Source organism: Ruegeria sp. BC1 (assembly GCF_056539305.1).
The window spans coordinates 107402-129850 of the sequence record NZ_JBQFUT010000007.1 but is presented as its reverse complement, the minus strand read 5'-3'; the positions used below and the strand labels follow the sequence as shown (position 1 = coordinate 129850).

Annotated in this window: 18 protein-coding genes, 1 tRNA gene and 1 riboswitch; of the genes, 13 read left to right on the top strand and 6 right to left on the bottom strand. The window is 55.3% G+C overall.

The features are described 5' to 3' along the window. Positions 1–15 precede the first annotated feature (15 nt). From nosZ to ACR0IY_RS15365, 10 genes are all read left to right on the top strand, one after another. Positions 16–1923, top strand: a complete 1908-nt coding sequence (nosZ, locus tag ACR0IY_RS15410) for a TAT-dependent nitrous-oxide reductase (RefSeq protein ID WP_480674770.1) — start codon at positions 16–18, stop codon at positions 1921–1923. A gap of 2 nt (positions 1924–1925) precedes the next feature. Next, positions 1926–3182 (top strand): nitrous oxide reductase family maturation protein NosD, encoded by a 1257-nt coding sequence (locus tag ACR0IY_RS15405; protein ID WP_480674768.1) that lies wholly within the window; start codon positions 1926–1928, stop codon positions 3180–3182. Continuing rightward, the gene (locus ACR0IY_RS15400; protein ID WP_480674766.1) at positions 3172–4065 is read left to right on the top strand and encodes an ABC transporter ATP-binding protein; all 894 of its coding nucleotides are present in this window, start codon (positions 3172–3174) and stop codon (positions 4063–4065) included. Before ACR0IY_RS15405 ends, ACR0IY_RS15400 begins: the two co-directional genes overlap by 11 nt. After that, complete coding sequence (locus tag ACR0IY_RS15395; RefSeq protein ID WP_480674764.1) at positions 4062–4883, top strand: ABC transporter permease; 822 nt, start codon at positions 4062–4064, stop codon at positions 4881–4883. The genes ACR0IY_RS15400 and ACR0IY_RS15395 overlap by 4 nt, the downstream gene beginning before the upstream one ends. Next, positions 4880–5395 (top strand): nitrous oxide reductase accessory protein NosL, encoded by a 516-nt coding sequence (locus ACR0IY_RS15390; protein ID WP_480674762.1) that lies wholly within the window; start codon positions 4880–4882, stop codon positions 5393–5395. The genes ACR0IY_RS15395 and ACR0IY_RS15390 overlap by 4 nt, the downstream gene beginning before the upstream one ends. Continuing rightward, positions 5392–6294, top strand: coding sequence for an FAD:protein FMN transferase (locus tag ACR0IY_RS15385; RefSeq protein WP_480674760.1), 903 nt, complete (start codon positions 5392–5394; stop codon positions 6292–6294). The genes ACR0IY_RS15390 and ACR0IY_RS15385 overlap by 4 nt, the downstream gene beginning before the upstream one ends. A gap of 505 nt (positions 6295–6799) precedes the next feature. Next, positions 6800–7861, top strand: a complete 1062-nt coding sequence (locus ACR0IY_RS15380; RefSeq protein WP_480674758.1) for a glycosyltransferase family 2 protein — start codon at positions 6800–6802, stop codon at positions 7859–7861. Positions 7862–8090: 229 nt separating this feature from the next. Beyond that, positions 8091–9779 carry a glycosyltransferase gene (locus tag ACR0IY_RS15375; RefSeq protein ID WP_480674756.1) on the top strand — a complete coding sequence of 563 codons (1689 nt, stop codon included), beginning with the start codon at positions 8091–8093 and terminating at the stop codon, positions 9777–9779. Then, a complete protein-coding gene (locus ACR0IY_RS15370) occupies positions 9776–10570 on the top strand; it encodes a sulfotransferase family 2 domain-containing protein (RefSeq protein ID WP_480674754.1) in 795 nt (264 codons plus the stop codon). The genes ACR0IY_RS15375 and ACR0IY_RS15370 overlap by 4 nt, the downstream gene beginning before the upstream one ends. Continuing rightward, a complete protein-coding gene (locus tag ACR0IY_RS15365) occupies positions 10567–11676 on the top strand; it encodes a hypothetical protein (RefSeq protein ID WP_480674752.1) in 1110 nt (369 codons plus the stop codon). Before ACR0IY_RS15370 ends, ACR0IY_RS15365 begins: the two co-directional genes overlap by 4 nt. Before the next feature lie 417 nt (positions 11677–12093). Here ACR0IY_RS15365 and ACR0IY_RS15360 read toward each other — a convergent pair. Next, positions 12094–12183: transfer RNA gene (locus tag ACR0IY_RS15360), tRNA-Ser, on the bottom strand. Between the two features lie 371 nt (positions 12184–12554). Here ACR0IY_RS15360 and ACR0IY_RS15355 point away from each other — a divergent pair. After that, complete coding sequence (locus ACR0IY_RS15355; protein WP_480674750.1) at positions 12555–13598, top strand: FecR family protein; 1044 nt, start codon at positions 12555–12557, stop codon at positions 13596–13598. A 105-nt stretch (positions 13599–13703) separates the two neighbouring features. Further along, entirely contained in the window at positions 13704–15938 is a 2235-nt protein-coding gene (locus ACR0IY_RS15350) for a CHASE2 domain-containing protein (RefSeq protein WP_480674748.1), read from the top strand. Positions 15939–15944: 6 nt separating this feature from the next. Here the strand turns inward: ACR0IY_RS15350 and ACR0IY_RS15345 are convergent, their stop codons facing one another. The 5 genes from ACR0IY_RS15345 to ACR0IY_RS15325 form a co-directional block, all read right to left on the bottom strand. Further along, positions 15945–16958, bottom strand: coding sequence for a FecCD family ABC transporter permease (locus tag ACR0IY_RS15345; RefSeq protein ID WP_480674746.1), 1014 nt, complete (start codon positions 16956–16958; stop codon positions 15945–15947). Between the two features lies 1 nt (position 16959). Next, a complete protein-coding gene (locus ACR0IY_RS15340; protein WP_480674744.1) occupies positions 16960–17907 on the bottom strand; it encodes an ABC transporter substrate-binding protein in 948 nt (315 codons plus the stop codon). Positions 17908–17925: 18 nt separating this feature from the next. Then, complete coding sequence (locus ACR0IY_RS15335) at positions 17926–18711, bottom strand: ABC transporter ATP-binding protein (protein WP_480674742.1); 786 nt, start codon at positions 18709–18711, stop codon at positions 17926–17928. Continuing rightward, positions 18708–18995 carry a DUF1636 family protein gene (locus ACR0IY_RS15330; protein WP_480674740.1) on the bottom strand — a complete coding sequence of 96 codons (288 nt, stop codon included), beginning with the start codon at positions 18993–18995 and terminating at the stop codon, positions 18708–18710. The genes ACR0IY_RS15335 and ACR0IY_RS15330 overlap by 4 nt, the downstream gene beginning before the upstream one ends. Before the next feature lie 307 nt (positions 18996–19302). Beyond that, a riboswitch (cobalamin riboswitch) is annotated at positions 19303–19510 on the bottom strand. 58 nt (positions 19511–19568) lie between these two features. Then, positions 19569–20903: a tetratricopeptide repeat protein gene (locus tag ACR0IY_RS15325; RefSeq protein WP_480674738.1), complete on the bottom strand. Its 1335-nt coding sequence runs from the start codon at positions 20901–20903 to the stop codon at positions 19569–19571. A 159-nt stretch (positions 20904–21062) separates the two neighbouring features. On the opposite strand from ACR0IY_RS15325, the gene gntH reads away from it, so the two are divergent. Next, complete coding sequence (gntH, locus tag ACR0IY_RS15320) at positions 21063–22394, top strand: guanitoxin biosynthesis MBL fold metallo-hydrolase GntH (RefSeq protein WP_480674736.1); 1332 nt, start codon at positions 21063–21065, stop codon at positions 22392–22394. Positions 22395–22449 lie beyond the last annotated feature (55 nt).

The following is a 22449-nucleotide window of genomic DNA, read 5'->3' as shown; positions in this document are numbered from 1 at the left end:
AAAGGAGGAACGATCATGTCGGACACTGAAAACAAACTGAACATCACACGCCGCGGAATGCTGGGAGCTACAGCCACCGGTGCGGTTTTGGCCGGGACCGGGCTGGGCTCGACCCTGATGACCGCCCGCGAAGCCAGCGCTGCTGCCAACGCCCATCTGGAACCGGGCGAGCTGGACGAATACTATGGTTTCTGGTCCTCGGGCCAGACCGGTGAGCTGCGCATTTTGGGCGTGCCTTCAATGCGTGAACTGATGCGGGTGCCGGTGTTCAACCGCTGCTCGGCCACGGGTTGGGGTCAAACCAATGAATCGCTGAAAATCCTGACCGAAGGCCTGCTGCCCGAAACCAAAGAGTTTCTGGCTGCAAACGGCAAGGTCACCTATGACAACGGTGACCTGCACCACCCACACATGTCCTTCACCGATGGCACCTATGACGGACGCTATCTGTTCATGAACGACAAGGCCAACACCCGCGTTGCCCGTGTGCGCTGCGACGTGATGAAATGCGACAAGATCATCGAGATCCCGAACGCGCATGACATCCACGGTCTGCGTCCGCAGAAATACCCGCGCACCGGGTACATCTTTGCCAATGGTGAGCACGAGGCCCCGCTGGTCAATGACGGCCAAATCCTCGACGATCCGTCACAATACGTGAACATCTTCACCGCCATCGACGGTGATACGATGGAGATCGCGTGGCAGGTGATGGTGTCGGGCAACCTCGACAACACTGACTGCGACTATCAGGGCAAATATGCGTTCTCGACCTCCTATAACTCGGAAATGGGTATGAACCTGGCCGAGATGACCGAGAACGAGCTGGACCACGTGGTGGTGTTCAACCTCAAAGGCATCGAAGAGGCTGTGGCTGCCGGGAACTATCAGGAACTGAACGGCGTCAAGGTCGTGGACGGCCGCAAAGAGGCCGGCGGCAACCTGACCCGCTATATCCCAATCCCGAACTCGCCGCACGGTGTGAACGCCGCACCCGATAAGAAACACATCATGATCAACGGCAAGCTGTCACCGACCGTTTCCGTGATCGATGTTGAGAAAGTCGATGCGCTGTTTGCAGAGGATGCTGATCCGCGCTCGGCCATCGTCGCCGAACCGCAGCTGGGCCTTGGCCCGCTTCACACTGCATTCGACGGCAAGGGCAACGCCTACACCACCCTGTTCCTGGACAGCCAGGTGGTGAAATGGGACATCGCCAAAGCCATTGAGGCCTATGGCGGTGCGGACGTTGATCCGATCCTCGACAAGGTGGACGTTCAGTATCAGCCGGGCCACAATTCGACCTCGATGGGTGAAACCGCCGAGGCTGACGGCAAGTGGCTGATTTCGATGAACAAATTCTCGAAAGACCGCTTCCTGAATGTGGGTCCGCTGAAGCCTGAAAACGAGCAGCTGATCGACATCTCGGGCGACAAGATGAAGGTGGTCCATGACGGCCCGACCTTTGCAGAACCGCATGACTCGATTCTTGTCCACCGGTCCAAAGTGAACCCGGTCAATGTCTGGGATCGCAACGACCCGATGTGGGAAGATGCGCGCAAACAGGCTGAAGCTGATGGTGTCGATCTGGACTATGGCGCGGATGAGCCGATCCGGGATGGCAACAAGGTGCGGGTCTATATGACTTCCGTGGCACCTGTGTTCAGCATGGAGAAGTTCACCGTCAAGCAGGGTGACGAAGTCACTGTCTATGTCACCAACCTTGATGATGTGGATGACGTAACCCACGGCTTCTGCCTGTCGAACTTCGGTATCGCGATGGAAGTTGGCCCACAGGCGACCGCCTCGGTCACCTTCATTGCCGACCGTCCCGGCGTCCACTGGTTCTATTGCCAGTGGTTCTGCCACGCGCTGCACATGGAAATGCGCGGCCGGATGTTCGTTGAGCCGCGGAGCGCGTAACCATGCGTTGGCCCCTGCTCATACCGCTCCTGCTCGGCTCGCCCCTCTGGGCAGCGGATTGGGATGTGCCCAACCGGGCGGGGGCCATCACTGAAATACTGACGCAGGCGGCGGATGGAGACACTCTCCGCCTGAGTCCCGGTGTCTACACCGAGACTTTGGTTCTGGACCGGCCCGTTACCCTCGACGGGCTGGGACAGGCCACTATCGACGGCCAAGGCGAAGGCAGCGTCATTACCGTGACCGGGCCCGGCGTAACCGTGCGCGGGCTGACAGTGATCGGGTCCGGTTCGGATCATGACGGGATCGACAGCGGCATCCAACTGACCAAGACGGCCCAAGCGCCGGTGGTCGAGGACAATGTGCTGCTGGGCAATCTCTACGGCATCGACATTCACGGAGCGAAAGACAGCATCGTGCGCGGCAATCGGATCGAAGGGCGTCAGGACCGGCGGATGAACGACCGCGGCAATGGCGTCTATGTCTGGAATGCGCCGGGTGCAGTTGTCGACGGCAATGATATTCGGTACGGCCGTGACGGGATCTTTGTGAACTCATCCAAGCAAAACACCTTCACCGGCAACCTGTTCCGCGATCTGCGTTTTGCGGTGCACTATATGTACGCCGATGACTCTGTTGTCAGCGATAACGTTTCAATCGGCAATGATCTGGGCTATGCGGTGATGTTCTCAACCAATGTAACCGTGGCCAACAATATCTCCATCGGCGACCGAGAACATGGCGTGATGCTGAACTATGCCAACAAAAGCGTCATCACCGGCAACGTTGTGAAAGGTGCGAAGGAAAAATGCACCTTCCTCTATAACTCGAACAAGAACGATTTCACCGACAACTGGTTCCAAGGCTGCGGTATCGGCATCCACTTTACTGCGGGGTCCGAACGCAACCGCATCCTTGGCAACGCCTTTGTCGGGAACCGGACGCAAGTGAAATACGTCTCGACCAAATGGGTCGAATGGTCCGAAGACGGGCGCGGTAACTACTGGTCCGACTTTGCCGCCTACGATGTGGATGGCAACGGCATCGCCGACGCCCCCTATCGCCCCAATGACAGTATGGACCATGTGCTGTGGACCCAACCCGCAGCCAAAATGTTGCTCGGCTCTCCTGCCGTGCAGCTGGTGCGCTGGTCTCAATCGGCCTTCCCGGCACTGCTGCCGGGCGGTGTGATGGACAGCAACCCACTAATGCAAGCCACTGAACCCTCAGCAATGAAAAAGGTGCCTCATGACGGATAAGGCCCTGTCTATCGACCATGTCTGCAAGGACCGAGGGAAGACCCGCGTTCTTGACGATATCACCCTGTCCCTAGCCCCAGGTCAGCGCGTTGCGCTGCTGGGTCATAACGGCGCGGGCAAATCGACCCTGATTAAATCCATCCTAGGTCTGACACCGATCCGCGGCGGAGCAATTCGGATCGGCGACGCTGCCCCCGGCAGCGCGCAGGCGCGGCGCGAGACGGCCTATCTACCCGAGGCGGTGTCGTTCCACCCGGCCCTTACAGGGCGCGAGCAATTGACCCTGTTTGCTCAGCTTTCGGGAGCAAAAGTCGATGTACCCGGTCTGCTGGAGCGCGTTGGTCTGAGTGACGCATTGGACCGACGGATCGGCACCTATTCCAAAGGGATGCGGCAACGTCTGGGTCTGGCGCAGGTTCTGCTGGGCCAACCTAAGGTGGCGCTGCTGGATGAGCCGACAAGCGGGCTGGATCCGATTTCCCGGCAAGACCTCTACGCCATTATCGACGAACTGGCCGCGCAGGGCACCGCCGTTCTGATCGCCAGCCATGCTTTGACCGAGGTCGAAGCCCGGACCGACCGCATCGCGATCATGCGCAAGGGTCGGATGGTGGCCGATGACACGCTGAACAACCTGTCAGCACTCGCCGGTCTGCCGATCCGCCTGAAAGTCCGCGCCAGTACCAACCCTGACGCGCTGGCCGCGGAACTGGGCGGCAACCGGATCAATGGCGCATCCGTGGAACTGCTTTGCTCACCCGATGACAAGATGGAGGCCCTGCGCCGCATCGCCGGGCTGGGTGACGCCGTAGCAGATGTGGAAATGACCCCGCCCAAGCTGGAAGACCTCTATCGCCACTACGCCCAGGAGGATTTGCAATGACCCGCTTCCTCGCCATAACCCGCACCGAGATGCTGATCCTGCGCCGCAATCGCTGGCTGCTGGTCGCCACGCTGATCATGGTGCTGTTCGCCTTGGCGCTGACCTTTGCGGGCAGCGCCCCAACTGGCACGCTGGGCGTTGACATGCTGACCGTTTCGGTTGCCTCGATGACCACGCTGTCGGTCTACCTCGCGCCCCTTCTTGCGCTGATGATCTCGTTCGACGCAATCGCCGGAGACGTGGACCGGGGCAGCCTGTCGCTGTTGCTGTCCTACCCTGCGGGGCGCGGCGAGATTCTGTTGGGCAAGTTCACTGCCCATCTAGCCGCGCTGGCCTTCGCCATGACCGTCGGCTTTGGCACCGCAGGCGCGGTGGCCACCTTCTTCGGCGGCGCGGGGCCGGAAAGCCTGATGGCACTGGTCCGCCTCATCCTCACATCCATCCTGCTGGGCGCCGTGTTTCTGGCGCTGGGTTACCTGCTGTCTGCTCTGGCTAGGGGCGCCACGGCGGCGGCAGGTCTGTCGGCCGGGCTCTGGCTGGTTTTTGTCGTCCTCTATGATCTGGGCCTGTTGGGGGCCGTCGTCATGGATAAGGGCGGCACCTTCACCCAATCCGTCTTTCCATGGGTGATGGTGGCCAACCCGGCCGACGCATTCCGCTTGTGGAACATCGCCGCGACCGAAGGTGTGGCGATGGCATCCGGTATGACCGGGGCCGCTCAGGCCCTACCTGCTTGGGCCGCACCCGCGTCGTTGTTGATCTGGCCGGTGATTGGCTTTGCACTTGCCCGCACCGCATTCCGGAGGGTTGAGCCATGAAACGCCTGGCACTGATCACCCTCATCGCCCTGACGGCCTGCAAGGAGGAGGTGGCCGAGGCCCCCGACCCAGTCGACCTAACCCCGGATGCGCTTAGCTTTTTCTGCCAGATGAACATCGCCGAACATGGCGGCCCCAAGGGACAGATCCATCTTGAGGGCTATCCTACGCCGCTGTTCTTCGCACAGGTGCGCGACATGGTAGCGTATCTGAAAAGCCCTGAACGGGATGCCGAAATCACCGCTGTCTATGTCAGCGACATGGGCATCGCGCCCAACTGGCGACAGCCGGGCCAATCCAACTGGATCGCCGCCGATGGCGCGACCTTTGTGGTCGGGGCCAATGTCGCGGGCGGCATGGGCGCGCGCGAGGTCGTGCCTTTTGCCGATCCCGCCGATGCTCAGATCTTCATCAGCCAATATGGCGGCGGCGCCCTGCCCTTGTCCGACATTCCCGATGCCGAAGTTCTTGGTCCCGTCGACCTGGACCTGAAACTGGAGACCCCCTCATGACCCCGCTCTCCCGCCGCCGGTTCCTGACCATGTCCGCCGCCTGCGCGGCCTTTCCTGTCAGCGCAAAGCCGACACCGGTGGCCCATTGGCGCGGCGTCGCGCTGGGGGCAGCAGCCAGTTTGCGATTGGAGGGGCTGACCGACACGCAAGCCGCACCGATCTTCGCGGCAGTCGAAGCAGAATTGGACCGGCTGGAAAACATCTTCAGCCTTTACCGGCCCAAATCCGAACTCAGCAACTTGAACCGCGATGGTCAACTGTTCGCGCCGGCCCCTGAAATGCTCAACATCCTCAGTCTGTGCACGGCACTTTTCGAAGCCACCGAAGGAGTGTTTGACCCTTCCATTCAGCCGCTCTGGTACGCGCTTGCAACCGGCGCATCCCCAGCCTTTGTCGAGAAGGCCCGCGCTTCGGTCGGCTGGCACCGCGTATCTGTACAAACCGGCGAAATCCGCCTTCCTCAACCCGGAATGTCCGCCGTGACGCTGAATGGTATCGCGCAAGGCGCCATCACCGACCGTATCGGTGCAATGCTGATATCGCACGGACTGCAAGATGTGCTGGTGAACATGGGAGAGATCGCCGCCCACGGGAAGCGCGGCGACGGGCGGGACTGGCAGGTTGGTCTAGCCGGGCATGCTGGCAAGGTCCCAAAAACCATCACGCTGCGGGACCGCGCGGTTGCGACCTCGGACGCTGGCAGCCTGATGCTGACCGCCGGGCAAGGTCATATCCTCAACCCCACGTCGGACAAACGCCCTCATCGTATTGTTTCGGTCTCCGCGCCCAGTGCCGCCATCGCAGATGGGTTGTCGACGGCGTTGTGCGCACTGCCTGAAGAGCAGATGAGCACAGCGATCAGCGCCTTTCCCGGTGCCCAAATTGAAATGGCTATCTGATCGCCAAAACGTGCCTCGCGCGGCTGTCGGCGGGCAGCACAACGACAAGATACGCCCGCACAGTGCATGGTAAATAAACTACCAACTCTGGAAACCATTGTTCAGAAGGACCAAAAGCTGGTCTGCGCGAACAATCAAATTGGACCACTCAAGTAGGCCTGATCAAACTGTTTCCCTAATCGACGCATTGACCGTGATGCATCAAACTTCTTTTGTGGATGTGTTTCGCTTTTGCGCACTTCTGGTCATTCAAAGTTCACCGGTCCTTTGAAACGGTGATCGAGACAACCAGAGATCGTTATTTGCCCGCAACGATCGCGAATAAGTCGCCCAAGAACCGCCAATATCGACACATGCGCACGCCAGCACCTTACATCAGAATCTTCTGACAACGCCCGTTTTGCCCCGATGGACAAAGGAATGCTCTTGGCCTATCAAACGTTAAGGGCCACCTCCGTCGGGCCGACCTTGACCTGCGCCAATTCTCTAAGCCCACTGTCGAAAAATGATGACGAATTCCCCCTCAACCAACCCTGTTCTGAGTGTGGTCGTTCCGCTATACAACGATGCCGTGTATGTCAGTGAAAATCTGAACAGCGTCCTGAAAAATGCCGAGACCCTGGATCTGGAGATCATTGTTGTCGATGACGGCTCTACGGACGAGAGTAGCCAGATCGCTGAAACCCTCCTGAACGCATCAAATGTGCGCCATCGGATTGTGACACAGCCCAATAGCGGACTTTCCGCAGCGCGAAACACGGGACTTTCAGAAGCTGAGGGCGAGTTCATCGCGTTTCTTGACAGCGATGACTTCGTTGCACCAAGGGTGTACCGGCAATTAACGGATTTTGCTTCGGAGTTTCGCTGCGACCAAGTATTTGCTCGCACGCTGATTCACGGCGAGCCGAGCGGCGAAAAGCGCCCGTTCTATGACGAAGCCGTATGGAGCAGAATTCTGCAGGGTAATTTATCACGGGTTTTTCGACCCTCTGACGTTCCAGAGGTTTACATTACCCAACCAAAGGTCTGCGCCCGTATTTGGCGCCGCGAGTATCTATTGGAGAACGACATTCTTTTTCCTTACGGAAAGGTTTTCGAGGATGTTTGCGTCCACCTGCAAGCCTTAGCGTTGAATGGTCGAGTGGGCATTATTGATACGGTTGGATTGTACTACCGCGAAGGGCACGGCGACCGAATTACCGGTGACAAAAGCAGAAAGCGGTTCGACGTCCTCGACAATGCTCTGAAAATGTTTGAGCTGAACCATATCCAAAATCTCGGACCTATAGATGGCGGATATATGCTAGCCGGGTTGCTCAAGATGGTCTTTTGGTGTCGGATGGGGCTTCATTCCAACCTAAAGAAAGAGTTCGATAATCAGGTATCAGAGTTGTTTCCACTCATTTCACAAGATTGGATTCCACAGGCAAGCCGGATCGACGCAAAAGTTGTTCGGAGATTGTTGAAGGCAGTTCTCAAGTTTGGCCCAAACGCCGAACGTGTCAGGGCTCTCAAGGCATGGGTCAAAACTGGCTTGCTTTCCACACAGTATAAGGCCGGTACATAGAGTAATAGGCAGGGTGGCTGCGGCAGGAAACGCGGTCAGCACAATTGCCTGGCCAGCGAGGAAACACATTGAGGCCATATGCATGATCTCTCTATGATTAAAGGATCAGTAGTGCGGGTCATCTGATGGACAGTCGGCGTGAATCTGCGCAATACTGAAGGGGATCGGCAGTTGCCATGCTGAGGTTGCCGGTCTAGGAACGCGCAGACATATTGTAAAGGGTGCAAGTATGCCAGATAGTTCCGAGTTTCCAGTCTGGATGTACTGGGAAAATCTTCCAGGCAAACAAATGCCAACCTATCTCAAGATGTGCGCGGAAATCGCGGAATCGCGATTGTCTGGACGTTTTCAAATTGTAGGGCCCGAGGAAATCAACAACCTTTTAGGCGAAATAGATATTGATTTTTCAAAGATCCGAATGTCGGATCCTAACAGAAACAACCTGGCCTTGAAAGTCGACTATTACCGCGTTGCCTTGCTGCAAAAGTTTGGCGGTTTATGGCTTGATGTCGATTGCATCGTTAGGCGCGATATTATCCCCGAGATTCAAAGCAAACTGAACGAATACGATTTCTGGGGAATGAAAAAAACCGAAACGATCAAGAAAGTTACTAATAACATTATGGCCAGCAGGCCAAATGGCGTCGTAATTACAAACTACAAAAACGAGATTGACGCCAAGATCAGAGAAAAGATAAAAAATGATGAATTATTCGAGTGGACAGAAATTGGTGCCGACCTACTGACGCCGATTGTTGAAAACCATTCGAATAAATGCCACTTGGAGGCAGAAGAAAAGCTTCACCCAATACATTTCAAAGATTTCGAGAGCTTTTGGGTAAGACGGGATGACCATATCAAGTTTGAACCCCGAGTTGAAGATTCCGACGTTGTTATGCTTTACAATGCTCTGTTCACGAGTGAACAAAAAAAGCTTACGCGCCGACAAATTCTGAACCACAATAGCTTAATTGGCGCATTGATGCGGGAAGGATTGCCCTCGCAGGTTAAAAGATCCACTCCCTCTATAAAATCAGAAGACGACGCAACCAATCTCAAGAAAAGTGACGTCACGATAATATTCACAACAACAAAGCGCCCGCAGTGTTGTTTGGATTTTGTTAAGTCTATTCGGAAGCAATTGGGTTACGACCTAAAAATTAATATCGCCGCACAAGGCAAGTATGAACCAGAATACAAAACCATTGAAGACAAGTACAAAGCAAAAATCTTCCTGGTCGAGGAAGATGCAGGGCTGTCCTACTCTCGAAATCTTCTAGTCAAGGAAACCAAGGAGCCAATCGTTTTCCTGTGTGACGACGATTTTGTATTCGACAATAGGCTGAATCTGGATCGCGCTCTGGAAGTACTTAACGAGCGCCCCGAAATCTCCATTATCGGAGGGATGTTTGAAAACTATGACTATCGAAATGGCAAGGTCAATTCAATTATACCAACGTCCTTTGCCCACTTCATAAAAAATCATGAAGGCAGGCTAACATTTTTTCCAGCCGTTTATATTGAGAACAGTAGGGAATTTCTTGATGAATGCGCTTTTGTAGCGAAAGTAGAGACCGTGAATAATTTTGCGCTCATACGTAGAGAAGTGTTCACAGATCACGGAATTAGTTGGCTGGATGACATTAAAATCATGGGTGAGCACGAGCATTTCTATTATCAAGTCTCAAAGCTGTCAGAAAAGATCGGCGTGTATTACACAAATCTTCTGATAACGCAGCACCACCGCAAAACAAATCCGGAATTCAGCACTTTGCGCGGACGCCTAGACGGTCTCGCAACTTCGATGGCCGCTATTGGCGTAAAGTTCTTTCTGTTCCCTGGCAAGAGAACTGACGCGGCCTTGAATGATCATAAAGCGATACGGTTGCAACATTCCAATTGGGAGCTGGAACTTTGACAGCTAAAGCCTTTTTTCAAGAACTATTGGATCAGAACTACTGGGGCGACCTAATCTGGAATGATATGCTGTATCTTCCGAAACGGCGCATCATTTTCGTCTCGTGCTCAAAGAATGCAAGTTCCAAAGTCAAGCTCGAGCTTTGCCGAATTGAAAACGGGAAATATCCACCCGAGGGAAAAAGCCCGCACAATAGACGGGCCATGAACTTTCTTAGTCCTTTGGATCTTGGCTATGACGAGTTCTACAAACGCCTTTTAGACCCGAGCGTTGTTAAGTTCACTGTTTTGCGTGAACCCTGGTCAAGGTTTGTATCTTGTTACCGTTCTAGGGTCAGCGAGTACCTTATGGAAGAATATGACAACCCAAGCTACGCTCGCAATGAATGGTTGGTAAACCGCCAAAAGATCATTAAGGCGACAACCGGGAAAAGCACTTCTGAAATCAGCGCCATTTCAGAAAATATTAGTCTGGAGCAGTTCCTTGAATTCGTGACCAATCAAGACGACTACTCAATGGACCGCCACTGGTATCATCAGCATAAATCAGTATTTTTTGACTATTTTCCCTATGACCTCGTAGGAGTCGTGGAAAATCTTGCCCCCGCTATGATGGATCTGGCAAAAAAAGTCGGCGCGACTGAATACCAATTTGAAGAAAAGAGGCTAAACGCTTCTCGTCGTTCTAAGGGCTCTCAGGATGTAGATCAAAGCCTGAAGGATAGTTTTTCAAGAAAATTCCACCGAGACTTTGATATCTTTAAAGCCGCAGCGGAGAAGTACGACCTATGAATGGTGAAAACCAACAGTCCGTTTTGCTGGTTATGCTGTGCGGCACCAAACGAGAATTGATTGAGGCTATGGCTTCGGTCACGGCGATAGACGAAGTGCAAGTTTCTGCGCTGTTTATTGTGAATTTCGAATTCGAAGAAGGCGAAGTAACAAGCCGCGACAACAGGGTAAAAATATCAGTCCTATCGACCCCGAAGGACGGGATGATAAACATTGTCGACAAGATTAAAACCTTCGCTTCGTCGTGCAATTACGTGTGCTTTTTACCTAGGTTTTTCCTTTTCTCGAGGTCAATTGGTTTGAAAGCCACCCTGGAACTGATCGAAGCCAAGGGTATCTCTCAAGTCGCAGGGCTGGTAAAAACGCCCCAAGGTTGGAGAAGTGATGCTTACTTCTCTGATCGCCTAAACAATGACCAGACGCTTTTTCATACCCCGGTTGAGATGTCTGTGGACGTTTGGAACAGTTGGTATGCCAACTCATATGTAAAGGCGGATCTGGGCGGAGATATTGTAGTCAGAAAAATTGACGCCTTACCCGAGTTTTTGCCGCCTTTCATCCCAAATCTTACTTGGGGGGCCTTGCTCAACCTTTGTGACGAAACGGAAGCCGAAAACAATGGTGTTTGTTATTCGGGTCTGCAGGGCCAGGTGTCCGACGTGAGCGTGGGCGAATTTTGCATGTACGGCCCGTGCAGCTTCAAGCTTTACGAAGCCATGGAGCAAAAAGGGCTGATCGAAATCGTCTATCTCGGCCAAGGCAAACTTGTTAGGGACGATGACCTGCAAAATGCTGTTTTTCAGGAGTTAGGGGGCCTTGACGCTTACGGCAACAACGTTGGGAGCTTTAAAATTTCCAAATTTTACACAGTACAAGCTGCCCGAGAACTATTGGGTCCGCTCTACACCATTACCGAGGAACTGCCCCCGTTCGAGAGGCGGCTTCATTCTCCCGCGAAGACTTTGCGACATCAAAGCGTGGCAGAAATGGAAACCAGGATTCAAGAATTGCAACTGCGCTCAGTGGATCATTTCAAACTGAACAGGCTGTGGGAAGTTGCGATAAAAAGAACATATCTTGCCGTCTTCAAAAAGAAGAAAGCGTAAGGGAGCCGTATAACGGAGAAAAAATCGCAGGTTTTAAGTCGACGAAGCAAAAAGGGTGAGAACCAGATCAAACTCGGGTCCGGGTAGCGATACTGGTGTGGCGATTACCAAATAGCAACGACCTTAGGTCGCTACGGCAACGAGTTCTGAGCCACTTGCGCCAACGAACGCAGATGAGACACCGCACAGGACGACACGTACACTACAATCATCGCTCTGTTTTGAATGGTGAAGCTTGATTTACTTGCGGATCCATTATTTTTTGCCCCCGATCCAATATCCAAAGAGACCTGTGAGCTAGGGCTGAGTTTGGCTGATTCATCCGTCGCAACGAAATGCATTCCAACACACTCAGGATGCCAATATGTGGGGTATTTTCAATGATGTCCCACACTATCATTCAAATTCAATGGTGTATGGCGGAGACGAAGGGATTCGAACCCTCGAGACCCTTCCGGGCCTACTCCCTTAGCAGGGGAGCGCCTTCGACCACTCGGCCACGTCTCCGCTGGCCGGTATATCCTTGCATGTCCACCGGATACAAGGCGATTTTCGATGCCTCGGACATTTTTCTTCCAACGACCATCTGTACCTCTTTCTACGGCGCGGCACACACTGAACTCTGATGTCCATTGCGCACAGCGCTTTCTCTTACCAAGATGGAATCTCCCCCACGGCTCGGCTGAAATTTACGGAAAACTTGCCAAAGACAGGGGTTTTAAGGCATATTTGTCTGGATTTATTTACAAGCAATTCAAAAAACTGGATTTATTGAGGCACAAACCGGGCAGTGGGCGCAGCGCGCCCAATGTGTACCTTTGGGGGAAGGGAATTGTGGTTTGGCCCGGTTTATATCTGTACTCGTTATTTGGTTTCTCGTGCTTTTGCCATCTCTGGCTTTAGCCAACATCGGAAAGGTCATCGGTGTCAAACAAGGCGCCGAGATCACGCGCGCAGGTAAATCCCAACCTTTGCGGGAAGGCATGGACATTGCTTCGGGGGATTCAATCTCGACCGACAGCAGCGGTGTGGTTCAGTTGGTTTTCGTGGACGAAACCAAGATCGCAATAGGCCCGAATGCAAAAATGGTCCTGGACGTAACCATGTTACGCGGCAATCGAAAAGCCAAGAATTTTGCCGTTCAGGCCCTTGGCGGCAGTTTCCGGTTTATCTCGGGCAAAAGCAAAAAGCGGGCGTATTCCATCAAAACACCGACGGCAACTATGGCCGTACGGGGCACAACTTTTGATATGTGGGTTGCGTCAGGTTCGCAAAGCGCCATGCTGGTTCTAGAAGGTCGGGTGGAAATGTGCGGCCTGAACGGAAACTGCCAGGCCACAGGTCGTCAGTGCAGCCTGTTTGCGACGACACAAGGCGGAGGCGTCGGTCGCCCTGTCGATCAGGATCAATACGAAAAAGCGCTACTGTCCGGGTTCCCCTTTGTTCAATCACAGGAACAGCTGTTGGCTCCGCTGCAGGTGAGTTTCGGTGGCTGCGGGACAAATACACTACCTGTTCCGCCGCAAAGGTCCGAGCCAACTCGACAACCCACCCGCCAGCAGCAGGCGCAAGGTGAAAGCCCAAGTTCCAGCGCACCACCGGAACCACGAAGCAAGCAGCCCGATCCCCCGGCAAGCAGCACCGGTAGTGGTAATGGTGGCAACATTGGAGGCGGCACAGGCAGCGGCAGCGGCAATGGTGGAAACATCGGGGACAGTGGCAGCAGCGGCAACGGCAATGGCGGGAATGTCGGGGCTGGCAGCGGCGACAGCGACGGCCAGGGTGGTAGCATTGGTGGCGGCTCAGGCAGTGGCGGACCCGGAACCGGCGGCACGATTGGCAACAATACCGGAGGCAATTTTGGTGGCGGGACCGCCGGCAGCGGTGGCGTCGGCGGAAATGGCGGCAATAGTGGCGGTTGAAAACGCCCACCCCGCGTCATGGCATCAATTCAGGCGATGCCGTGGTGGTAAAAGCCTTCGGAGTGCAGACCAAGGCAAGTCTCACCACGGCATTCGGAGGCCCACTTGACCGGAAAGCCCAAAGAACGAACTGGGCGAAGACGCGCCTTTCAACTTGTCGGGTTGGCGTTGATCCTAGTGGGATGTTTCATCAGGGTTCTTGACCCCTATCCGGTTCGGATGACGCGACTGATCTACTTCGATATCCTTCAACGCATCTTGCCGCGAGAATACAATCCGGATTTGCCGATCAGGGTCGTCGATATAGATGAACGGTCGCTTTCAAACTGGGGACAATGGCCGTGGCCCAGAACCCTGATGGCACAGATGGTCGAAAATCTCGGCGAATTCGGCGCGGCAGCTATCGCGTTTGACATGTTGTTCGTGGAACCAGACAGGTACTCTCCGTCGCGCCTGTTGAAAGATCCTTCTCTTTCCGGGGTGATTTCAGTGGAAAGTCACGCCGAGAAACTGGACAACGATGTGGTGTTTGGGCTGGAACTTGCCGAATGGCCGGTGGTTCTTGGCGTTGCTGCACGCATATCAGACGAGGGTCAGCACGTCACATCAAAGGCAGGGCTTATAGAAATCGGCGAAACGCCGACCGCCGGTTTGGTGACCGTACCTTACTGGACACCGATCGCACCCCCGCTTGATCAGGGGGCTGCAGGGATTGGGGGGGTCAATGTCTCGCCACTTGGGGGAACGGGTATTGTCCGTCGAGTGCCAATTCTATGGCGAGGGCCGGACGGGACTTTGCCCGGCCTTGGCATCGAAGCGCTAAGGGTGGCATTGGGTGACTCGATAATCATTGCCGAGGGGACACCCGACGAAGCTGGAATAATGCTTGCGGTCGAAGTTGGCGGGTTCCGACTGCCTACTACGGAAAACGGCGAGGTCTGGGTTAGGTACAGGCGTGACAACTCTGATCTTTATCTGTCTGCTGACGATGTTATGCGACCGCAGGAAAACGCGGATTTACGCTCGGAAATAGAAGGCAGGATTATATTGGTCGGTACATCGGCCGCGGGTTTGTTCGACATGCATCAGACCGCTTTGGGTGAAGCTGTCCCGGGCGTCTCGATCCATGCACAAGTCCTTGAACAGATCATGACAGGGGAAATGCTCAGCCGTTCAGATGTGACCGCAGCGCTGGAACTGCTGTCTTTTGTCATTCTTGGGGTCGTGGTTACCGGTGTCATGGCAAGGTTCGGCGCGGTCGCTTCGTTCGTTGCGGGCGGTGTTTCTGCTGCTGTTGTTCTCGGGATCAGTTGGCTGGCCTTTCGAAACCAACTCGTCCTGTTCGATGTCACATTTCCTTTGATGGGCGGTATGGCCAATTTTGGATTGTTGGCGGGCTATCTGTTCATTTCGACCGAGCGAGAAAAACGTGCGATCCGGCAAATATTCTCACACTATGTCGCACCGGAAATTCTGGACGAAATGGAGATATCGGGGCACCAGCTACAACTGGGTGGCGAAACGCAAGAAATCACCGTGATGTTCTCGGATATCCGGGGGTTTACGCCGCTGTCCGAGTCGGTGTCAGCCACCGATCTTGTCACCTTGCTGAACCAATTGTTTTCCCAAATCGGAGACCGGATTCTGCAAGAGCGGGGGACCATCGATAAGTTTATCGGTGATGCGGTAATGGCATTTTGGAACGCGCCCCTGCCGGTCGAAGATCACCCGTGCCGCGCTGCGCAGGCGGCGTTGCTGATGCGGCAGGCACTGGTGGACTTCAATGCCTCGGACGTGATGCGGGATCGGCCACCGATCGCACTGGCGACAGGATGCGCCACCGGCCAGGCCTGTGTTGGCAACATCGGCTCCAAACGTCGGTTCAACTACACCGTGATCGGTGACGTGGTGAATGTCGCCGCGCGAATCGAACAAAGTTGCCGTCATGTCGACTATGACGTTCTTGTTTCCAACTCGGTTTTCGAAAAAATCAGACAGGATATGGCTGTGCTCGAAGCCGGATACGTGGATCTCAAGGGGCGAACCGAACCAGAACCGGTTTTTGTTTTAGTGGGGGATCAAAATGTGCTGAAGTCGCCCGCATTCCAAAATCTTGAAGCCACCCACAAGAAGTTAATTGCTGCCATCCGAGACCGTCAGCCTCATGCTCTGATCGAACAGATATGCAAGGACTGCGCGGCGCTGTCAGGGCAAATCGAGCCCGGGCTGTCGAGGTTCTTTTCCACCTTGCCCGGCAGGGCAGCAGACTTCCGGTCAGATTTCCAATCAACCCAACTGATGTTCAGCCATCAAAGCCGCAAACGCCAGTCAACGGGCTGAGCACATCTACCGCTGGGTTTTTGCCGTTCGGAACAGCAACAGGAAAACAAACACGGACCCTATGGAAGTGGTGACTATCCCGACCGGCAACTCCTGCGGGGCCAACAGCAACCGGCTGAGGATGTCCGAGCCCGTCAACAATGCCGCGCCCACAATCGCAGCGGTCGGCAACAGCTGGCTGTGCAACGGCCCGGCAATACCGCGGGCAATATGGGGTACCATCAGGCCGACAAAGCCGATCACGCCAGCCACCGAAACAAACACCGCGGTCGCAAGAGCTGCCACAAAGAACATGCTGAACCGCAACCCCTGCACCGGCACACCCAATGTCGAGGCGGTCAGGTCTCCGGTCAGCAAGGCATCAAGCCACCGGCTGCGATAAAGCGAATAAGACAGGACCAGCAGCAACCCGACACAGACCAGCGGGAAGGTTTCCCAACGGGCCAGCCCCAGTCCCCCGAGCATCCAGAAGATAACGGAATGAGCGGCGCGGTTGTCGCCTGCGAAGATCAAGTAGTTGGTGATCGCTGAAAACAGAAACGAGACCGCAAGGCCCGCAAGGATCAGTTTCTCGGGCGCACTTGTGCGCAGCCCGTGCACCAGCGCCAGAACAATCCCGGATGCGACAAGCCCCCCGCAAAACGCAGCCAAAGGCAGGGTCCAGAAGCCCAAGACATCCCCGGTTACAGTGATGACGAATACAGCCCCGGCCGCAGCGCCCGATGACAAACCAAACAGAAACGGGTCGGCCAGATCGTTGCGGGTGGTGGTTTGCAGAACGACGCCAACAATCCCTAACCCGGCACCGATCACTGCCGCGAACAAAGCACGCGGTAGGCGCAGGTCAAACACGATCCGATGCAGCGGTGACATCTCTCCGCTCGACAACCCTGTGCCCAAGGCGATCGCCCTAATCGTTTCGGACAGGGGAATGGAAGTTGTGCCGTAGATCGTCGAAATCAGCAAAAGGGCGGTCAGAACGACCGCCCCCAGCAAAAGTGTCAGGCCAAGTCGGCCCATATCAGTTAATGCCCGGATGCATGGCCTGAACCATTTTCGCGATCGCCTCGATATTTGCCGGTCCCGGCGTCAACTCCTCGTAACGCAGGCCAATCCACCGTTCATTCTTGACGGCGTCGGTCTGGGACATCACCGGGTGTTCCTGCAGGAACTTGAACGTATCTTCTGCGCCATTACCGGTCTGATAGTCGAGCAACACCAGAAATTCCGGGTTTGCAGCAGCCACGGCCTCCCACGAGGTCCGGCCCCAGCTGGTGTCCATGTCATGCGTGACATTTTCGCCCCCTGCGGCGGCGATCATGGCGTCAGGGATCGCGAATTTGCCCGCGGTGAACGGCGCATCCGCCGGACCGTCCAAAAGGAATACGCGGGGTTTGGGCAGGTGGGTTGTCTGCGCCTCAATGGCGGCCAGTTCCTCTTTCCAGCCGGTCACCAGTTCCTCGGCCTTGTCCTCGACATGCATGACTTTGCCCAGTCGCAACACGTCGTCAAACAGCAGATCCATGCTGGCTTCGGGCCGGTTCTTGTCCAGATGCACGCAGCTTTCGGTCAGGATCATGGTCTTGATGCCGAAAGGTTCCAGCGTATCCGGGGTCACGTCGCCGCCCGGTTTCATGCCGTAATACCAGCCAGCAAAGAACAGGTCGGGCTCAACCGCGACCAGATTTTCGACCGTTGGGTATTTCGGTGCAAGCTCGGGGATATCGCCACGCAGCGTGTCAAACTCGGGGCTTGTCTTGTACCAGCCAGTGATGCCCGTCAGACCGACGATCTTGTCCTGCAGACCTAGTGCAAAGGCCATGTCGGTCATGTTCATGTCATGCACAACCAGACGCTCGGGCTGGGTTTCAAACACCAGCGGCTCGCCGCAATTGTCGACTGTAACCTCATGCGCGGACGCGCTGCCTGCCATGGCTGTGACCACCGCCACGGACCAGATGTGTTTCATTTTGAAATATTCCTCTTGTTAGGATGAAACGTTAGTTTTTCGGATATCCAGCGCTGGGATCACGCGGCCTTCGTGGTGAAAGCTCAAGTAATCGACGCCAAACGTGTCGCGTACCCGTTCGGATGTCAGCACCTCGTTCACCGGGCCGAAACCGGTCAGGCGGGCGGACTTCATCAGCGCAACATGGGTTGCGAATTCGGGGATCATCACCAGATCGTGGACAATCATCACAACGGTAATGCCAAGGTCGGCGACCAGTGACAGCATTCGCCCCTTAGCATCCGGGTCCAAGTGATTTGTGGGTTCGTCCAGAAACAGCAGCGACGGATTCTGCGCCAACGCCCGGGCGATATGCGCCCGCTGACGTTCCCCGCCAGACAACACCGTCATACGCTTATTCGCCAGCCCAGAGAGTGCCGTCAGATCCAGAATTCTATCCAGTTCGCGCGAGTGCTCTTGCATGGAGCGATCCGCCCTTATCGGAATCTGCCCAAGGGCAACATAATCCCGCAGCAGCAGCCTGCCATCCGGCAGCTCCTGCTGGCTCACTACTGCAATCGTCCGGGCCCGTTCCGCTGCCGACAGGTTCCGGAGGTTGCGGCCATTGACCAGTACGTCACCCAAAACCAGATCAGCAACCCCGCAGAGTAGATTCATCAAAGTGGTCTTGCCCGCCCCATTGGGCCCGGCAATCGCCAGAATCGAACCCTCATCCAAGTTAAAGGAAGCGCCTTGCAACAGGACGTCACCGTTCAGCGCATAATATTCGAGGTCACGCGCAACAAGAAACGCAGAGGTTGTCATCCCGACTCCTCCAATTGGATACAAGGCAACCGAGAAAGGGTCTTTGAAATCAGCGCGCGCGGTCGCTCGGTGGCATTGGTCCAGCCATCCGCGCTATTTTTATACTGATGAGCAAACTCGGCCAGAGCATCCACATCACGCGAGGTTTGAATGTCGCCGAACAAATACTGCGCTTTGCCGACGGCCTGAAATCCAACCGTCGTTGGCTGCGCGCAACCTGCCATGCAATCGACATTTCGGATCGCAAACTCGTCCGGCAGCCTCTGTGCTAGCGCGCGAGTCATCCATTCGGCGCAATTGCCTCCTTTGCAGGTCGTACAGACAAGTAGGAAGTGTTCAGATTTTTTTGGCATCATGCGTACCGTTTACTTTTGGGTAAAATAGATTGCAATGTTATAACATAACTTCATTAATTTTAACTACTTTCCAGAACGCCGCGCAGCTGCGGGCGTTACAACTGAGGATGAAGTGATCAGCTAGGCCCGACATTGTCCGCTCCGCTTGAAACCAAACGCGGACCGAGGGTGTCAGTCATGTTCACACGTGTCAGACGTGCCATCATTGCCTCCTTCCAGGACGCCCCGTCCTGGGTTGGTTTAACACATGATGGCAGGTCTCCTGACTTGCGGGTCGATGCTTGGCCATCCTTCCCGGTCCCTTGGACCAGTGGTTGTGTGGCGTCGCTCACCGCTTACAGTTGCGGGGGCAGTTACGGACTTGGCGCCAGGAGGCGAACCGCACCGTATTCCCTTTTCATCCCTTGGGCACACCTTCGGGAACCATCTGAAAATCGATGTGCCCCAGATCAATCCATCCGTCAACAAGGAATTGTAGCCGTTTTGCTGATCAGCGTCGCCTTACTGTGCGGGGCCAGACCAACCCAGATCGATAAGTTTATCGATGACTTCCAGGGCATGGCGGTCCTCTCGATGGATACTCTTCAGCATCCGATCTAATGGCGCATCCGGCCATGCGCGCTGCAACTCCTCAAGCTTTGCGCGAGCTTCGCGATCCCGACCCAGGGAAGAAAGCGCAGCGGTAACGTAGGCCAACGAAGGGGCGCTCAGAGGATCACCAAGTTGCTTTGCCTCTTCGAAGCGCTCAATTGTTTTTTTGTATTCGCCTAAATGGAAATGTGCCGCCCCGGATATGTTGCGATTGGCAAATCTCTGATTGCTTGAATCCAGCAGGGAAAATCGATCAGCGGTCTTGATGGCCTCTTCAAATTCCCCCGAAAACAATGCAACCGCCCCCAGGAAATCCAGAACCGCGCCGTCACTCGGATCAAGCTTTGCAGCACGTTGGCCCAGCATCATGGCGTTCTCGTAATCACCATTAGCGAAATACGCCCAGCTTTTCGCCGACTGACTCCAGGCCTGATCCGGGGCCAACCGAACGGCTTCGTTGGCAAAGTCCATTGCGGCCGACGCATAGTCGGATTTGGCGTCCGAAACGGGTGTGATAACTGCCAATGTAGCCAGAGCCTGTGCAGCGCCAGCATATCCGCCGTAATAGTCGGAATCCATCTCGATCACGCGTTCAAACACCGACAGCACAAGCAATTGCCGAGGGCGATCAAAGATCGGGAAAATCATCACCCGCGCCTGCTGGGCCAGATTGAACGCCTGCAACGCGGCCGGAGATTTTTCGTAAATCGCCGCGCGTTGCAACAATTCCGGGGTTTCCCCGTCCGGCACCGCAGAGAGAGGCTGTAGCACTTCTGGACTTTCGGGTATCAGGGCCGTTGTCACAATCGCTCCGGTAATCGCGCCGACCGCAAATGCCCCGATTGACACCCAGACACGTCCGGAACCGACAAACGGGAACCCACTCTCGCGAGCCGGGTGGACGGCCTCAAACCGGGGACGATAGCCGCCACTGTCCAGATGCAGGCGGATGGGATCATCCTTGCCAGCGCCCTCATAGTGCAGCTCCAAAAACTGCCGCAACCGGCGGGCGTCCACGCGCACCACATTCTCGGGGTCTGTGCCTTCTGACGTATCACGGTCATAAACATCCTGCGCAATCGTCTTGCCACGAATGTCCGCGCCCCGCCCGGCCAGCTCTTCATCAACGATATAGCTCAGGAACGCGCGCAGGCGGTCAGCGCCATCTAGATGCGCATCGTTCAGCAACCGGCCAAGTGCTTCGCGTTTCTCATCGTCCGTGGTTTGGTCAATGCGCTGGTTCATATTCCTATTTTTGCAACTAATCGCGCGTGAGTCACCCCGTAACTCATCGTGTGTCACTTACGTTCGTACCCGCTAAGGCGCAGGATTGTTTCAGGTTCTCTCGGACACGCCGCTGATCAGGGTGCTTGCCGAACTGTCGAGCCCAAAGGAGGAGTCACAATGGCGCATCGTTCAGATTTCACCAACCTTGGAAAGTTTTTCGCAATCGGGCTTGCTTTCGGGGCGTGGGCAGTCGTGCCGCATTCGGTCACCCGGGCCGTGATTGACGTCGTCGCACCATCTGCAGCCATAGCGCAGGAAGCCGAAGAGGTATCCCCAACCGATGTCCGCGACCGACCTCGGGATGTTTATTACCCCAACACCGAAGATCTGGCCGAGGACGAGATGCGTGTGATCGCATGTGGGACTGGAATGCCTACAACACGCGCCGCGCAAGCGGCTGCCTGTTTCCTCGTGGAACTGGGCAACGGTGACAAATTCCTGTTCGACATCGGCTCGGGGTCTGCCGAGCGGATTTCGTCGCTGCAAATCCCGTACAACTATTTGAACAAGGTCTTTATTGGACACCTGCACACCGACCATTTCGGTGCGTTGCATGACTTATTCATCGGTGGTGCGCTGATGGGGCGGAACGTACCGCTTCGAATTTGGGGGCCAAGCGGGCCGGTAGAGGAATTGGGAACGCGCTACGCGCTGGAAAACATGCGCCGGATGCTGACATGGGACCTCGCCGCGCGAGCTGGCAATACAGACTTTCGGGGTTACAGCCTGGAAATCAATGAGTTCGACTACAAGGGCGAGAACCAGGTGGTTTACGAAAATAACGGCGTGACAATCCGTTCTTTCCCCGCAATCCACGCTATCGACGGCTCGGTCAGCTATGCGCTGGAGTGGAACGGTCTGAAGTTCGTCTTCAGCTCGGACACCTATCCAAACAAGTGGTTCAAAGAATACGCAAAGAACGCCGACCTGGCGATCCACGAGTGCTTTATCGCGGTGCCGGAATTGGTGACAAAAATGAAATTCACGCCAGAATCCGCTTTGCTCGTCGGCACGCAGGTCCACACTGCGCCGGAAGCCTTTGGCAAAGTCATGAGTGACATCCAGCCACGCATGGCAGTCGCCTACCACTTTTTCAACGATTACGACACTGCGAATGGCGTCTATGAGCGCATCCGTTCGACCTATGATGGCCCTCTAAGCCTTGCCGATGACTTCATGGTCTGGAATGTGACCAAAGACGAAATCACTATTCGAATGGCAGCTACCGAAGAGCGCACTTGGGCTCCGCCACTGGCCGCACCTGCCCAAGCGCCCGACATGCAAGACCGGATCAATTTTTCTGAGAAAGCTGGTGTTCCACAGGATGCAATGACGTTTTCCGAATTCACGCTCGGGGGCGTCGATGACGTGGACGATGTCTTACGCCCAATCTACGAAGAAGCATCCGAAGTGTTGGGGCAAGACTTCCCCTACCCCGGAGACGAATGACCCCTAGTGCACACTATAGGCGCGGATGAGATACCGCGCCTTTTCCATCTTCTTA

Excerpts from the sequence above, each read along its gene's own strand:
- ACR0IY_RS15400 (WP_480674766.1), top strand. The coding sequence starts at position 3,172 with ATGACGGATAAGGCCCTGTCTATCGACCATGTCTGCAAGGACCGAGGG.
- ACR0IY_RS15395 (WP_480674764.1), top strand. The coding sequence starts at position 4,062 with ATGACCCGCTTCCTCGCCATAACCCGCACCGAGATGCTGATCCTGCGC.
- ACR0IY_RS15385 (WP_480674760.1), top strand. The coding sequence starts at position 5,392 with ATGACCCCGCTCTCCCGCCGCCGGTTCCTGACCATGTCCGCCGCCTGC.
- nosZ (WP_480674770.1), top strand. The coding sequence starts at position 16 with ATGTCGGACACTGAAAACAAACTGAACATCACACGCCGCGGAATGCTG.
- ACR0IY_RS15365 (WP_480674752.1), top strand. The coding sequence starts at position 10,567 with ATGAATGGTGAAAACCAACAGTCCGTTTTGCTGGTTATGCTGTGCGGC.
- ACR0IY_RS15325 (WP_480674738.1), bottom strand. The coding sequence starts at position 20,903 with ATGAACCAGCGCATTGACCAAACCACGGACGATGAGAAACGCGAAGCA.
- ACR0IY_RS15380 (WP_480674758.1), top strand. The coding sequence starts at position 6,800 with ATGATGACGAATTCCCCCTCAACCAACCCTGTTCTGAGTGTGGTCGTT.
- ACR0IY_RS15405 (WP_480674768.1), top strand. The coding sequence starts at position 1,926 with ATGCGTTGGCCCCTGCTCATACCGCTCCTGCTCGGCTCGCCCCTCTGG.
- ACR0IY_RS15335 (WP_480674742.1), bottom strand. The coding sequence starts at position 18,711 with ATGACAACCTCTGCGTTTCTTGTTGCGCGTGACCTCGAATATTATGCG.
- ACR0IY_RS15345 (WP_480674746.1), bottom strand. The coding sequence starts at position 16,958 with ATGGGCCGACTTGGCCTGACACTTTTGCTGGGGGCGGTCGTTCTGACC.
- gntH (WP_480674736.1), top strand. The coding sequence starts at position 21,063 with ATGGCGCATCGTTCAGATTTCACCAACCTTGGAAAGTTTTTCGCAATC.
- ACR0IY_RS15390 (WP_480674762.1), top strand. The coding sequence starts at position 4,880 with ATGAAACGCCTGGCACTGATCACCCTCATCGCCCTGACGGCCTGCAAG.
- ACR0IY_RS15330 (WP_480674740.1), bottom strand. The coding sequence starts at position 18,995 with ATGACTCGCGCGCTAGCACAGAGGCTGCCGGACGAGTTTGCGATCCGA.
- ACR0IY_RS15375 (WP_480674756.1), top strand. The coding sequence starts at position 8,091 with ATGCCAGATAGTTCCGAGTTTCCAGTCTGGATGTACTGGGAAAATCTT.
- ACR0IY_RS15340 (WP_480674744.1), bottom strand. The coding sequence starts at position 17,907 with ATGAAACACATCTGGTCCGTGGCGGTGGTCACAGCCATGGCAGGCAGC.